Origin of the sequence: Thermocatellispora tengchongensis (genome assembly GCF_014202315.1) — a bacterium.
Taxonomy (GTDB): domain Bacteria; phylum Actinomycetota; class Actinomycetes; order Streptosporangiales; family Streptosporangiaceae; genus Thermocatellispora; species Thermocatellispora tengchongensis.
The window spans coordinates 85,115-99,112 of record NZ_JACHGN010000014.1 but is presented as its reverse complement, the minus strand read 5'-3'; the positions used below and the strand labels follow the sequence as shown (position 1 = coordinate 99,112).

13 protein-coding genes are annotated in these 13,998 nt (G+C 73.6%); 8 read left to right on the top strand and 5 right to left on the bottom strand.

Annotation, left to right across the window (positions count from 1 at the left end):
* Window positions 1–57 precede the first annotated feature (57 nt).
* Window positions 58–708, bottom strand: a complete 651-nt coding sequence (locus HNP84_RS29875; protein WP_185053271.1) for a response regulator — start codon at window positions 706–708, stop codon at window positions 58–60.
* A gap of 193 nt (window positions 709–901) precedes the next feature.
* Here HNP84_RS29875 and HNP84_RS29870 point away from each other — a divergent pair, with 193 nt between their 5' ends.
* From HNP84_RS29870 to HNP84_RS29855, 4 genes are all read left to right on the top strand, one after another.
* Window positions 902–1,771 (top strand): ABC transporter ATP-binding protein, encoded by an 870-nt coding sequence (locus HNP84_RS29870; protein WP_246518920.1) that lies wholly within the window; start codon window positions 902–904, stop codon window positions 1,769–1,771.
* Window positions 1,768–3,747: an FtsX-like permease family protein gene (locus HNP84_RS29865; protein WP_312925989.1), complete on the top strand. Its 1,980-nt coding sequence runs from the start codon at window positions 1,768–1,770 to the stop codon at window positions 3,745–3,747. The genes HNP84_RS29870 and HNP84_RS29865 overlap by 4 nt, the downstream gene beginning before the upstream one ends.
* A gap of 47 nt (window positions 3,748–3,794) precedes the next feature.
* Window positions 3,795–4,271, top strand: a complete 477-nt coding sequence (locus HNP84_RS29860) for a MarR family winged helix-turn-helix transcriptional regulator (RefSeq protein ID WP_185053270.1) — start codon at window positions 3,795–3,797, stop codon at window positions 4,269–4,271.
* 407 nt (window positions 4,272–4,678) lie between these two features.
* Window positions 4,679–5,587: an NmrA family NAD(P)-binding protein gene (locus tag HNP84_RS29855; RefSeq protein WP_185053269.1), complete on the top strand. Its 909-nt coding sequence runs from the start codon at window positions 4,679–4,681 to the stop codon at window positions 5,585–5,587.
* Between the two features lie 63 nt (window positions 5,588–5,650).
* On the opposite strand, the gene HNP84_RS29850 is transcribed toward HNP84_RS29855, so the two are convergent.
* Both HNP84_RS29850 and HNP84_RS29845 read right to left on the bottom strand, forming a co-directional pair.
* A complete protein-coding gene (locus tag HNP84_RS29850; protein WP_185053268.1) occupies window positions 5,651–6,604 on the bottom strand; it encodes an MvdC/MvdD family ATP grasp protein in 954 nt (317 codons plus the stop codon).
* 106 nt (window positions 6,605–6,710) lie between these two features.
* A complete protein-coding gene (locus HNP84_RS29845) occupies window positions 6,711–7,730 on the bottom strand; it encodes an LLM class F420-dependent oxidoreductase (protein WP_185053267.1) in 1,020 nt (339 codons plus the stop codon).
* 125 nt (window positions 7,731–7,855) lie between these two features.
* Here HNP84_RS29845 and HNP84_RS29840 point away from each other — a divergent pair, with 125 nt between their 5' ends.
* Window positions 7,856–9,292: a sulfatase family protein gene (locus HNP84_RS29840; RefSeq protein ID WP_185053266.1), complete on the top strand. Its 1,437-nt coding sequence runs from the start codon at window positions 7,856–7,858 to the stop codon at window positions 9,290–9,292.
* A 51-nt stretch (window positions 9,293–9,343) separates the two neighbouring features.
* Here HNP84_RS29840 and HNP84_RS29835 read toward each other — a convergent pair whose 3' ends face one another.
* The gene (locus HNP84_RS29835) at window positions 9,344–10,051 is read right to left on the bottom strand and encodes a FadR/GntR family transcriptional regulator (protein ID WP_185053265.1); all 708 of its coding nucleotides are present in this window, start codon (window positions 10,049–10,051) and stop codon (window positions 9,344–9,346) included.
* 65 nt (window positions 10,052–10,116) lie between these two features.
* Between HNP84_RS29835 and HNP84_RS29830 the strand changes: the two genes are divergently transcribed.
* From HNP84_RS29830 to HNP84_RS29820, 3 genes are read left to right on the top strand one after another with little or no spacing between them, the layout of a single operon-like run.
* Window positions 10,117–10,833, top strand: a complete 717-nt coding sequence (locus HNP84_RS29830) for a (Fe-S)-binding protein (protein ID WP_185053264.1) — start codon at window positions 10,117–10,119, stop codon at window positions 10,831–10,833.
* Entirely contained in the window at window positions 10,830–12,236 is a 1,407-nt protein-coding gene (locus HNP84_RS29825; RefSeq protein ID WP_185053263.1) for a lactate utilization protein B, read from the top strand. Before HNP84_RS29830 ends, HNP84_RS29825 begins: the two co-directional genes overlap by 4 nt.
* On the top strand, window positions 12,233–12,877 hold the full coding sequence (locus HNP84_RS29820; protein ID WP_185053262.1) for a LutC/YkgG family protein: 645 nt from the start codon (window positions 12,233–12,235) through the stop codon (window positions 12,875–12,877). Before HNP84_RS29825 ends, HNP84_RS29820 begins: the two co-directional genes overlap by 4 nt.
* Before the next feature lie 12 nt (window positions 12,878–12,889).
* Here the strand turns inward: HNP84_RS29820 and HNP84_RS29815 are convergent, their stop codons facing one another.
* The gene (locus HNP84_RS29815) at window positions 12,890–13,960 is read right to left on the bottom strand and encodes a baeRF2 domain-containing protein (protein WP_185053261.1); all 1,071 of its coding nucleotides are present in this window, start codon (window positions 13,958–13,960) and stop codon (window positions 12,890–12,892) included.
* Window positions 13,961–13,998 lie beyond the last annotated feature (38 nt).

Here is a 13,998-nt window from a genome sequence, read left to right as displayed (position 1 = left end):
GGTTGCCTATGAAACCGACAATAGGCAACCGATCGGTTGCCCGTCAATTGGAGGGTGTCAGCGGACCACGCCGGTCTCCCAGGCCCAGGCGGCGATCTCCACCCGGTTCCTGGTGCCCAGCTTGGCGAAGATGCTGCCGAGGTGGGTCTTCACGGTGGACAGCGACACGAACAGCTCCGCCGCCACCTCCTGGTTGGTCCGCCCCCTGGCCACCAGGCGCACGACGTCCAGCTCGCGGTCCGTCAGCGGCTCGCGCAGCCGCCGCGCGGCCTCGGGCCGCGGCTGGGACAGGTGCTGCAACAGCCGTACGGTGATCGACGGCGACACCAGCGCGTCGCCCACCGCCGCCGCCCGCACCGCCTCGATCAGCAGCGTCGGCCCGCTGTCCTTCAGCAGGAACCCGCACGCCCCCGCCCGCAACGCCCCGTAGACGTACTCGTCCAGGTCGAAGGTGGTCACGATGACCACCCGCATCGGGTTGTCCACCCCCGGCCCCGCCAGCAGCCGGGTCACCTCGATGCCGTCCAGCTTGGGCATCCGGATGTCCAGCAGGCACACGTCGGGCCGCAGCCGCCGCGCCTGCTCCACCGCCCCGGCCCCGTCGGCCACCGCCGCCACGACCTCGATGTCCGGCTGCGCGTCCAGGATCATCTGAAACCCGGTACGCACCAGTTCCTGATCGTCCGCGATCAGCACCCGAATCCCCACCCGCCCGATTCTGCCAGCCCTGCCAGACCTCGTCCCCACGATGGGCGATCTTCCCTCTCCCACGGCACCCTGCCGGCCCGCCGCAGCGGGGCCGGTACGGACGCCGGCCTGCCGAGGATCGGCCTTTCGGGGGAGGAGGTGGGGTACTCGCGGCCGATACGGGGGCCGGGGGCGGGGCGGGAGGCTCGGGGGCATGAGTGAGGGTGTCGTGTTGTACGGGCGCGGGCTGGTCAAGAGGTTCGGGGCGACGGTCGCGCTGGGGGGCGTGGACCTGGACGTGCGCCGGGCCGAGGCGGTGGCGATCATGGGGCCCAGCGGGTCGGGGAAGTCGACGCTGCTGCACTGCCTGGCCGGGATCATGAAGCCGGACGCCGGCGAGGTCGTGCTGCAGGGCGGGCGGATCGACGGGATGCGGGAGCGCGATCGCAGCGCGCTGCGGCGCACCCGGTTCGGGTTCGTGTTCCAGTTCGGGCAGTTGCTGCCCGAGCTGCCCGCCGAGGAGAACGTCGCGCTGCCGCTGATGCTGGGCGGCACGCCCCGGCGGGAGGCCGTGGCGCGGGCGCGGGAGTGGTTCGGGCCGCTCGGGCTCGCCGGGATGGAGGGGCGGCGGCCCGGGGAGCTGTCCGGCGGGCAGGCCCAGCGGGTGGCCATCGCGCGGGCGCTGGTCACCGGGCCCGCGGTGGTGTTCGCGGACGAGCCCACGGGGGCGCTCGACCGCACCACCGGGCACGCCACCATGCGGCTGCTGGTCGAGGCGACCGGGCACAACGGCGCCTCGCTGGTCGTGGTCACGCACGATCCGGAGGTGGCCGCGGCCTGCGACCGGGTGGTCGAGGTGCGCGACGGGTTCGTGGTGGCCGCCGGCGGTCAGCACGGCGGGTTCCATGCCGGTCAGCAGGCCGTTCAGCAGTTCGGTCAGCAGTTCGGTCAGCAGGCCGGCCTCCACGCAGGTCAGCAGGCCGGCCTTCACGGCGGCTTCCATGCCGGCGCGGGGCCGGTCATGGGGGCGTCCGGTGGCGCCGGTGGCGTCGGTGGCGGGCCTGTGGAAGGGCGGGCGTGGTGAGCGCGGTGCGGCTGGCGTGGCGGCTGCTGGCCGGGGGCGGGCGGCGCGGGGCGCTGGGGGCGGGGCTGACCCTGGCGGCGGTCGCGGTCTCGACGGCACTGCTGATGTTCGCGGTCGGGGTCAACTTCGCCTTCGCGGAGCGGGCGGAGCGCGGCGCGTGGCGGCAGCCGGTCGCCGCGGCACAGGGGGAGCGGGCGGTCGCGGTGCAGGCCGTGCGGCAGGACTTCGTGCGGGATCGGGCCATCACCGTGGTCGAGCTGGCCGCGCTGGCGGACCCGCCCGCGCCGCCGGGCCTGGCGCGGTTCCCGCGGCCCGGGGAGGTGTGGGTGTCGCCGGCGCTCGCCGAGCTGACCCGGGAGCTGCCCGCCGACCAGCTCGGGCGGCGTTTCCCCGCCGCCGCCGCCGGGACGATCGGGGAGGACGGGCTCGTCCACCCGGACGAGCTGGTCGCCGTGGTCGGGCGGGCGACCGGCGATCCGGCCCTGCGGGTGCAGCGCGCGGAGCACGACCGGCTCGGCATAGCCCCCACGCGGATCGCCGGGTTCGGCGGCGAGGCGACGGACGAGGCGATCACGTACCGGATCCTCGCGGTGATCGCGACCGTGCTGATGGTGGTGCCGCTGCTGGTGTTCGGGGGCGCGGCGGCGCGGCTGACGGTCGCGAGGCGCGACCAGCGGCTCGCGGCGCTGCGGCTGGTCGGGGCCACCCCGGGGCAGGTCGTGGCCATGACGGTCGCCGAGGCGGTCGTGGTGGCCGCGGTGGGGGCCGTGGCGGGCGTCCTCGTCTACGCGGCGGCGCTGCCGGGGCTGGCCGCGATCCCGATCGGCGGCGGCGGGTGGTACCCCGCCGACCTGTGGCCGGGCGTGCTGCCCGTCCTGGCGGTGCTGGTGGCCGTGCCGCTGCTCGTGGGCGTGTCCGCGGTCGCAGGGCTGCGCCGGGTGGTGGTCAGCCCGCTGGGCGTGGCCAGGCGGGAGACGCCACCCGGGCTGCGCGTGATCCGGATGGTGGTGTTCCTGGCGCTGCTGGTCGCGTTCCCGGTCGTGGTCTCGGCGGCGCGCGGCACGGCGCCGGCGGTCGGCCTGGCCGTGGTCGCCACGCTGCTCGCGCTGTGCTTCCTCGGCGTCAACCTCGTCGGGCCGTGGGTGGTGGCGCTGATCGGACGCGTCGTCGCGCGTACGGCCCGGGGACCCGAGCGGCTGCTCGCCGGGCGGCGGCTGGTGGACGACCCGCGCTCGGCCTGGCGCACGGTCGCCGGGGTCGCGCTCACCGGGTTCGTGGCGGGCTTCATCGGGCTGCTCAGCCCGTCCACCGGCCTGCTGGGAGACGCCCCCCGCACCCGGCTGTCGATCACGGCCCCGGCCGGGGACCAGGCCGCCGCGGCGCGGGAGGCGCGGGAGCGGCTGGAGGCGGCGGGCGTACAGGCACGGGTCGAGGTGCGGCGCGAGGGCCCGCAGGCGTCGCTGGTGGCCGAGCTGCCGGAGAAGGCGCCGGACGCGGCGATCGACCGGGCCCGTACGGCGCTGGCCGGGCTGGTCCCCGGGCGCAGCGCCACCTCGCCCGCCGACCAGGACGCGCTCGCCGCGGTGGTGCTCGGCGACATCCGCACCGGGACCGTCGTGGTGCTGTCGGTGTCGTTCCTGGTCGCCATCGCCAGCGCGGGAATCACCGCGGCCTCCTCGGTGCTCGACCGCAGGCAGACGTACGCCCTGCTCCGCCTCGCCGGCACGCCGCTGGAGGTGCTGGACCGGGCCAGGCGCGCCGAGACCCTGATCCCGCTGGCCGTCATGGGCGGCGGCGCGGTCGCGACCGGCGTGTTCTGCGCGCTGCCCTTCGCCACGGCCGGGGTGAGCGTCACGGGGGCCGTCGTCCTGGTGGTGTGCCTGGTGGCCGGGTTCGCCGGGGTGATCGGGGCGGGCGCGCTGAGCGCGCCGCTGCTGCGCTCGGTGACCGCCGAACCCGCGCCGCGTCCCGACTAGGTGTATAGTTGGTTTTGTCCAACCAACTAATTGGGGGAGGGGCCGGGATGGACGGCACGGCGGGGAACGGGGACGACCGGCTGCGGGAGGCCACCGATCGGGTGGCGGCGGCGCTGGCCACGGTGGGCAACTGGATGTTCGCACCGGCGACGCGGCGGCGGATCATGGCGGCCTCCGGGCTGGAGCTGTCGCTGGGGGACTACACGGTGCTCGCGCAGATCTCCCTGCACGCGCCGGTGCGGTTGTCGGTGCTGGCCGAGCTGATGGAGGTGGACAAGTCCACGCTCTCGCCCCCCGCCAAGCGCCTGGAGTCGCGCGGGTTCATCGAGCGGCGACCCGACCCGGCCGACGCGCGGGCGCAGTTGGTGAGTGTCACGCGGGAGGGCAAACTCGCCATCCGCGAGCTCTGGAAGGCCCGGACGGCCGCCGTCGCCGCCCTCATGGAGGGCTGGGACCCGTCCGACATCGAGCATCTGGCCGACGGTCTCGCCGCCTTCGCCGAGGCGATCAAGAAAGGCGCATGACTTCGCCGCCGGTCCGCAGGGCGTGCGCCGGCGATTGAGCGGTGTGACCGCCATGCGTGCTGTCGTGCTGCGTGAATTCGGCCACCGGCCATGGCACGACGCCGTCGCGCTCTACCGGGGCCACAGCCCAGGGCCGGATTCCCGCGGCGCGGGCGGCCGATGGTGATCGTGCCCGCGAGCCGGTGACCGAGGCGCTCGACCTGGCCGCCGCCGGTCGGCTCACGCCGGTGATCGGTCAGCGGTTCCCTCTGGAGAAAGCAGCCGGCGCACGCCGCCGTGGAGGCGCGCGACTCGCTCGGCAAGGCCCCGCTCATTCCCTGAGTCCTGTGCGGACTCCCCGGAGACGCCCAAGAGCCGTTACCGGCCCGGGTGAAGTACCCATTTATCCGAACAAGGAGCCAGTAAACGTGTCCACTTCCTCCAAGGTCTTCGTGGCCGGTGCCACGGGACTGCTCGGAAGCCAGATCATCAGCGCCCTTCTCGGCCGGGGCGCGCCCGTCCGGGCCCTGGTGCGGCCCGGTTCAGACGCGGGCAGGAAGGCCGCGCTCGCAGCGCTGCGGTCGCGCGGCCTGGAGGTGGTCGAAGGCGACATCACCGACCCGGCCGAGGCGCTGGCCGAGGCCGTCGGCGACGCCGCCACCGTCATCTCGGCCGTGCAAGGCGGCCCCGAGGTGATCGTGGACGGCCAGGCCAACCTGGCGCGCGCCGCCGCGAAGGCCGGTGCCCGCCGGTTCATCCCCTCCGACTTCGCCATCGACGTGACCAAGCTGGAGGACGGCGACAACTTCATGATCGACTGGCGTCGCCGGGCCGCCGCCGAGTACGCCCACGCCGGCCTTGAGGTGATCTCCGTGCTCAACGGCGCGTTCTACGAAGTGATGGTCGGCTTCATGGGGCTGATCGACTGGGATCGGGGCACCCTGTCGCACTGGGGCGACCCCGACCAGCCGCTCGACCTGACCTCGGTGGCCGATACCGCCGCCTACACCGCCGCCGTCGCCCTCGACCCGAAGGCCACCGGCACGCTGCGTTTCGCCGGTCAAGTGCTGTCGATGCGGCAGTTCCACGAGGCCGTCCAGCGCGGCTCGGGCCGCACGCTGGAACTGCGGCGCCTCGGCACCGCCGACGAGCTGCGCGCGGAGATCGAACGCCGAGCCGCCCGAACCCAGAACCCGTTCGACTACGTCGCCCTCCAGTACCAGTGGTGCATGGTGACCGGAAAGGCCAAGTTCGACGCCCTCGACAACGACAGGTACCCACAGATCACGCCGACTTCGGTCACCGACTTCGTCCGCGCGGCCGCACCCACGGCCTGATTCTGCGAGACATGACAGGACCCTGGGCCGGAATCGCTCTGTTCCGGCCCGGAGCGCCCCAATCTAGCCGGGCGCGGTGGTCAGGAGGAGGTCGCAGACCGCCGGGGTGATGGGCAGGCCGGTGGCCTCCTCGATCAGCAGGTAGCCGCCGGTGGGGTTGACCTCCAGGAAGATGTACCTGTCCTCGTCGGTGAGGGCCAGGTCGATGGTGCCGTAGCACAGGCCGAGGCGCCGGATCAGCAGGCGGCAGGTCTCGGCGGTGGCGTCCGGCAGGTCGTGGGGGCGCAGGCCGCGGTTGTTGCCCAGCATGTGGATCTCGGCCGCGAACACCCGCTCGCCCACCACGATCACCCGCAGCGACAGCTTCCGGGAGTGGTGGGCCTGGGCCAGGAACGGGCCGTCGGGGGCGCGGATGGGCGGGGCGGGCGGCTCGGCGCCGCCGGGCACCGTCCAGGGGCGGTCCAGGACCATCGTGACGATCTGGCCGCGGTGCTCCTGGTAGAAGTCCAGGCACTCGTCGGGGTCGGTGGTGATCAGCGTGGCCGGGACCTCCATGCCGATGCGCTCGGCGACCAGCAGTTGCAGCAGCTTGCGCCGGGCCCGCTGGGTCACCACGGGCGCGGCGGGCACGGTCAGGCAGCCCAGGCTGTCCCACAGGTCGCCGATCGCGCCCACCGAGCCGGCCACGCTCGCCGCGCCCAGGGCGCCGATCGTGCCCAGGCCGTCGGCCGCGCCGATCGCCTCGGCGGCGTGCACCGGCCCGTTCACCGGCAGCGGGGGGCCGGGCCTGCGGAACCACACCGAGGCCAGCGTGTCCAGGTCGATCTCGACCCCGGCCGCCGCCAGGCGCCTGCGGTGCGAGCCCGCGGGGCGTACCGTGACCGACAGCCGCGCCATGCCGGCGAGGCGGTAGGGATCGACCAGCGTGGCCACGGCGCCGCGCTCGCCGAGCGTACGGGCGACGTGCCGGGCCTGCGTGTCGTCCTCGCCGGTGAGGATGAGCACCGTGGGGGTCATGGGCCTTCTCGTGGGGGACCGGGCGGAAGCTGCTGACAAGGTCGATCTTGCCCGGTCGAACTTGATCCCCGCTTGGATGTGGATGGAACCGCCGGCGCGAATCGGCTCAGCCGAGCACGAGGTCGCGGATCGCGCGCAGCGACTCCTCATCGCGCGGGCCCATGACCAGCAGGTTCGTCACCGGGCTCTTACGCCACGGCTCCAGGCGCTCCCGGATGCGCCCGACCGGGCCGAGCAGGGCGATCCCGTCGGCCAGCTCGTCGGGGACGGCGCGGAACGCCTCCTCCCTGCGCCCGGCGAGGTAGTGCGACTGGATCTCCTCGGCCACCTCGGCGTAGCCCATCCTGCCGATGATGTCGGCGTGGAAGTTGCGGCTCTTGGCCCCCATGCCGCCGATGTAGAGGGTGAGGGTCATCTTCACCGCGTCCAGCGCGGCCCGCAGGTCGTCGGTGATGATCACGTGCACCATGGCGGCGACGTCGAAGCCCGGACGCGCGGCGGCCAGCGCCTCGCCGTACATCTGCTCGATCTTCTCCGGGAACGTGAACAGCGGCAGCCAGCCGTCGGCGATCTCGGCGGCGAGCGCGACGTTCTTGGGCCCCTCGGCGCCCAGGTAGAGCGGGATCTCGGGGCGCAGCGGGTGCGTGATCAGCTTCAGCGGCTTGCCCAGCCCGGCGCCGCCCGGGTACGGCAGCGGGTAGTGCGGGCCGTCGCTGGTGACCGGGCCCTCCCGCCGCCACACCTTGCGCATGATCTCCGCGTACTCGCGGGTCCTGGCCAGGGGGCGGGGGAACGGCACGCCGTACCAGCCCTCGACGACCTGGGGGCCGGAGGCGCCGATGCCGAGCAGGAGCCGGCCGCCGGTGAGGTGGTCCAGGGTCATCGCGGTCATCGCGGTCGTGACCGGCGGGCGCGCGGCGATCTGGGCCACGCTGGTGCCCAGCTTGATCCGCGAGGTGCGCGCGCCGTACCAGGCGAGGGGGGTGAAGGCGTCGCTCCCGTACGCCTCGGCCGTCCACACCGAGTCGTAGCCGAGCCGCTCGGCGGCCAGCACCAGGTCGGTGGAGTCCACCGCGTTCCGCTGCCAGTAGCCCAGATTCAGGCCGAGTCGCATATCGGTAGCCACCGCCTGATTAGAACACGTTCTACGTCTTTCGGTCGAGTTGCGGGAGGGGGCGGTGTGTCGGAGTACGGCCGCGGGGAATGGCTTGACCTGTGAAGAGGATCGCCTGCTGGCTCGTGGGACTGGCCATGCTCCTGCTTGCCGGGGCCGCGCAGCCGCTGGGCGCCGGTGACCCCGGCGCGCTGCCGCTGCGCGCGGCGCCGGCCATGGCGGGCGGGCCGGTGCGCCCCAACATCGTACTGATCCTCGCCGACGACCTCGACGACATGGATCTGCGCGCGTTTCCGAACATCCACGCGCAGCTCGTACGCCAGGGCGCCACCTTCGACCGCTACTTCGTCACCAACCCCTGGTGCTGCCCCTCGCGCAGCACGATCCTGCGCTCCCAGTACGTCCACAGCCACCAGGTGCTCACCAACACCGGCCCCGAGGGCGGGTTCGTGCGCTTCTACGAGCAGGGCCTGGAACGTTCCACCATCGGCTCCTGGATGCAGGCGTCCGGCTACCGCACGGCGCTGATGGGCAAGTACCTCAACCACTTCCCCGGCGAAGCCGTGCCGAAGACGTACGTGCCGCCCGGATGGGACGAGTGGTACGTCCCGGTACGGCGGCTGTACCAGGAGTTCGACTACACGCTCAACGAGAACGGCACCCTGCGCGAGTACGGGTCGGAGCCGGAGGACTACCTCGCCGACGTGCTGTCGGCCAAGGCGCAGGCGTTCGTGAAGGGCCGGTCGCCGTTCTTCCTCTACCTCGCGCCCATCGCGCCGCACCGCCCGGCCAACCCGGCGCCCCGGCACGAGGACGCGTTCGAGGACGCGCAGGCGCCGCGCCCGCCGTCCTTCGACCAGCCCGACGTGACCCGCGAGCCGCTGTGGCTGCGTTCGCTGCCGCGGATCGGCGAGCGCGCGGCGGAGGACATCGACGAGCTGTACCAGGAGCGGCTGCGCGCCATGCTGGGCGTGGACGACATGGTCGGCGCCCTGGTGGAGGCGCTGCGGGCCTCCGGGCGGCTGCAGGACACCTACATCTTCTTCACCTCCGATAACGGGTTCCACCTGGGCCAGCACCGGCTGACCCGGGGCAAGACCTCGCCGTACGAGGAGAGCATCAAGGTGCCGCTGATCGTGCGCGGCCCCGGCGTGCGCCCCGGGTCGCGGGTGCCGGGGCTGGCCGCGAGCGTGGACCTCGGGCCGACCTTCACCGACCTGGCCGGGGTGGCGACCCCGGGATTCGTGGAGGGGCGCTCGCTGGTGCCGCTGCTGGCGGGCCGCACGCCGGATCGGTGGCGCACCGGCGTGCTGGTGGAGTTCTACCGGCCGGGCGGCTGGGTGCCGACCCGGGCCTCGCCGGTCCCGCCGTACACGGCGCTGCGCACGACCAGCCACACCTACGTCGAGTACTCCACGGGGGAGCAGCAGCTCTTCGACCTCACCGCCGACCCCCACCAGCTCAGGAACATCGTCTCCGAGGCGCCGCCGGAGTTCCTCGACCGGCTGCGGTCGCAGATGCGGGCGCTGTCGCAGTGCTCGGGCGCCTCCTGCCGGGTCGCGGACGGCCAGTGATCACAGTGCTCACAGTGCTCATGTTCACAGTGATCAGCGAGTCGCGGGCCGTCAGGTCGCGTCGGGGTAGGTGCGGGTGAGGTGGCCGGTGACCGCGGCCACGGCCGCGTCGCCGTCGCCGGCCGCGATGGCCTCGTAGATGCGGCGGTGGTCGGCCATCAGGCCCGCGGTGTCGCCCAGGCGGGTCACCGCCTCGATCGCGTAGCCCTCGACGGCGGCGCGCAGCGCGCGCATGGTGGCCGCGATCAGCCGGTTGCCCGCCAGCTCGGCGATCCCGAGGTGGAAGCTCGCGTCGTGCCGGACGAACTCCGCCACCGACTCCGCCGCGTCCATGGCGGCCAGGTCGGCCCGCAGGCGCTCCAGCGACTCCTCGGTACGGGACGCGGCGGCGCGGGCCGCCGACCACTGCTCGATCATCATCCGGGTCTGCACGACCTCGCGCATGGACAGGCTGGACAGCCCGAGGTGCAGCCGGAGCAGGTCGGTGAGCGTGCTGTCGGGGCGGGCGGTGAGGATCGCGCCCGCGTCGGGACCCCGCCCGGCCTGCGAGGACACCACGCCCAGCGTCTCCAGCACCCGCAGCGCCTCGCGTACGGAGGAGCGGCTGACCTGGAGCTGCTCGGCCAGGTGGCGCTCGCCCGGAAGGCGGTCGCCGGGGGTGAGCCCGTCCTCGACGATGCGCCGCTCGATCTGGGCGAGCACGTCCTCGAACGTGCGGGCGCGGCGCACCGGCCGCCACCCGGTGTCTTGTGTTCCCATATGGTCCGACCATACTGTGGTCAGACCACATGAACCACCCTGAATTCTGCGAAAGGGGACTTGCGGTGCGGGTCGCCCTGTTCATCACGTGTGTCAACGACACGCTGTTCCCCGGCACCGGGCGCGCGGTGGTGTCGCTGCTGCGCCGGCTCGGCTGCGAGGTGGAGTTCCCGGCCGCGCAGACCTGCTGCGGCCAGATGCACGTCAACACCGGCTACCAGGCCGAGGGCGTGAAGCTGGCCCGGCACTTCGGCGAGGTGTTCGCCGGGTACGACGCCGTCGTCGCGCCGTCGGGGTCGTGCGCGTCGATGGTGCGCGAGCAGTACCCGAGACTGGCCAGGGCGGCGGGCGTGACGCTGACCGTGCCGAAGGTGTACGACCTGTCGGAGTTCCTGGTGGACGTGCTGGAGGTCACCGACGTAGGCGCATATTTCCCCCACCGGGTGACATATCACCCTACGTGTCACTCGTTGCGCGGCCTCCGCGTCGGCGACAAGCCCACCAAGCTGCTGGAGCAGGTACGCGGCCTGGAGCTCGTGCCGCTCCCCGCCGCCGACGAGTGCTGCGGCTTCGGCGGCACCTTCGCGGTGAAGAACCCGGCGATCTCCTCGGCCATGTGCGCCGACAAGGTCCGCAACGTCATGGACACCGGGGCCGAGGTGCTGTGCGCCGCCGACAACTCCTGCCTGATGCACATCGGGGGCACGCTCAAGCGCCAGCGCACCGGCGTACGCGTGATGCACCTCGCCGAGATCCTGGCCCGGACGGAGGCCGACAAGTGAGCCGAACCTTCGTGGGGATGCCCGCGTTCCCCCGGAACGCCACCCGCGCCGTGCAGAACTCCCAGCTCCGCTACAACCTCCGCAAGGCCACCCACACCATCCGGGGCAAGCGGGCCGCCGTGGTGGGCGAGCTGCCCGACTGGGCCGAGCTGCGCGCCGCCGGCAAGGCGATCAAGGACCACACGCTGCGCAACCTGGACACGTACTTGCTCCAGCTCGAAGAGGCGGTGACCAGGGCGGGCGGGCACGTGCACTGGGCGGCCGACGCCGCCGAGGCCAACCGGATCGTCACCGACCTGGTCCGGGCCACCGGCGAGACCTCCGTGGTGAAGGTCAAGTCGATGGCCACCCAGGAGATCGGCCTCAACGAGCACCTGGCGGCGCGCGGCATCACGGCGTACGAGACCGACCTGGCCGAGCTGATCGTGCAGCTCGGCGACGACCTGCCCTCGCACATCCTGGTGCCCGCGATCCACCGCAACCGGGCGGAGATCCGGGAGATCTTCCTGAGCAAGATGGCCGAGTGGGGCAGGCCCGCCCCCGAGCGGCTGACCGACGAGCCGCGCGCCCTCGCCGAGGCCGCCCGGCTGCACCTGCGCGAGCGCTTCCTGTCCACCAAGGTGGCGATCTCCGGCGCCAACTTCATGATCGCCGAGACCGGCACCCTGGTCGTGCTGGAGTCGGAGGGCAACGGCCGCATGTGCCTGACCCTCCCCGAGACGCTGATCAGCGTGGTCGGCATCGAGAAGCTGCTGCCGACGTGGCGCGACCTGGAGGTGTTCCTGCAGCTCCTGCCGCGCAGCTCCACCGGCGAGCGGATGAACCCCTACACCTCCATGTGGACCGGCGCGGTGGACGGCCAGGAGTTCCACCTCGTGCTGCTGGACAACGGGCGTACGCGGGTGCTGGCCGACGAGGTGGGGCGGCAGGCGCTGCGCTGCATCCGGTGCTCGGCCTGCCTGAACGTCTGCCCCGTCTACGAGCGCGCGGGCGGGCACGCGTACGGGTCGGTATACCCGGGGCCGATCGGCGCGATCCTCACCCCGCAGCTCCGCGGCCTCGGCTCGGAGCTGGACCGGTCCCTGCCGTACGCGTCCAGCCTGTGCGGCGCGTGCTTCGACGCCTGCCCGGTCGCCATCGACATCCCCGAGGTGCTGGTCCACCTGCGGGCCAAGGCCCGGCACGCCCGCGCAGAACGCGCCGGGATGCGCGCGGCCGGCTGGGTGTTCGACCGGCCGGAACGGCTCGCGCGCGCCCAGCGGCTCGGCAGCCGCTTCCGCAGGCTCGTGCCGCGCCGGCTCCCCGGCCCGCTGGCCGCCTGGACCGACACCCGCGATCTGCCCGACATCCCCGCGACGTCGTTCCGCGACTGGTGGGACAAGACCGACGGAGGCCGCCGATGACCTCGCCGATGATCCCGCCGACCAGATCCTCAAGGGACCTGATCCTGGCCCGCGTCCGGGCGGCGGTGCGCGGCGCGCCCGAGGTGGAGATCCCGCGCGGCTACCGCACCGCCGCGCCCGGCACGGACCTGGTGAGCCTGCTCGCCGAGCGTCTGGACGACTACCGGGCCCAGGTTCACGTGGTGCCCGAGGCCGAGGTCCCCGGCGCCGTCGCCGCGGCCCTGGACCGGCGCGGCGCGGCCCGCCTGGTCGTGCCCGGCGGCCTGCCCGAGGAGTGGCGCCGCGCCGCGGCGGCGGGGCGGGAGATCGTCCGGGACGACCCGCCGCTGCGCGCGGACGAGCTGGACCGCGTGGACGGCGTGCTCACCGCCTGCGCGGTGGCCGTCGCCGAGACCGGCACCATCGTGCTCGACTCCGGGCCCGGCCAGGGCCGCAGGGCGCTCACCCTGGTGCCCGACTACCACCTGTGCGTGGTCCGGGCCGCGCAGATCGTCGCGATCGTCCCCGAGGCCGTGGCCCGGCTCGACCCGGCCGCGCCGCAGACCTGGATCGCGGGTCCGTCCGCGACCAGCGACATCGAGCTGAACCGGGTCGAGGGCGTGCACGGCCCGAGGACCCTGGAGGTGATCATCGCGTCCTGAGCGGGGACGCGGTCAGTACCGCAGCAGCGCCGCCACGTCGGTGCCCAGCGACTCGCGGGCCACGAACCACAGCTCGGCGTCCGTGGTCGCCACCGCGCGGGCCAGCGCGGCGTCGGCGCGCTCGCGCCTGGGCTCGGGCACGCCCCACTCGACCAGCTCGGCGCGGTCCACGGCGAGCTGCCCGCCCTCTGGACCGATCCACATCACGCCGTCGGCGTGCGGGTCGTCGGCCAGCAGCAGCGTGTCCACCTGGCCGTTGCGCAGCGCGCGCACGGTCTCCTGGAGCCCGGTGGCCGACGGGCCCTCGCCGTAGTGCTCGATCAGCTCCTCGCGCCGGTGCGCCACCCAGTCGTCCACGGCCTCCTCGGCGTCGCGTTCGAACGGCTCCCGCGCGGCGCCCTGGGCCCGCTTGCCGTGCTCGGCCATCACCACCCGGTCGGCCGAGTACGCGTCCAGGTGCTCGCACACCAGCGCCCGCGACGCGGGCTCCCCGGCCACCACGACCAGCTCCGCTCCGACCCGGCGCGCCTCCTTGTCCACCGTCTCGGCCACCGCTATCGCGTTGCGCTCCCAGGTCTCCTCGACCCCGCGCTCGTACCTCTTCTGCGACCAGCCGCCCTGCCCGGTCTTCTGCATCGGCCAGTCCTCGGACCCCACCGCCGTACGCCGGGGCGCGCCCGCGCCCACCACGACGACCTCCGCGCCGGTGTGGTCGGCCAGCACCCGCAGGTGCGGCACGCTCTCGCCGCGCTGGGCCAGCAGCGGCATCACGTGCGGCAGCGGCGACCAGCGGGCGATCTCCCGGCGCGGCGGATGGGGCAGCGGCTCGTCGTACACGACCCGGCCCCCGGTGGCGAAGACCGCACGGCCCGGCGCCGCCTCGGCCGGCGAGGTGACCAGCCTGCCGATGGCGTCGAGCGTCTCCGCGTCGGCCCCCGCGTCGAGCAACTGCTCGCGCAGCCGCCGCCAGCGCAGCTCCACCTCGGCCGCGCCGCTCTCATCGGCCCGGCTCGTGTCCAGGTAGACCGATGCGAAGGGGCCTTCGCCCTGCTCGTAGAGCGGCCTGATCGCGTCCAGTCTCATCGCGTTGTCAGCTCCCGTCGTCAATCAACCGGCGTCCG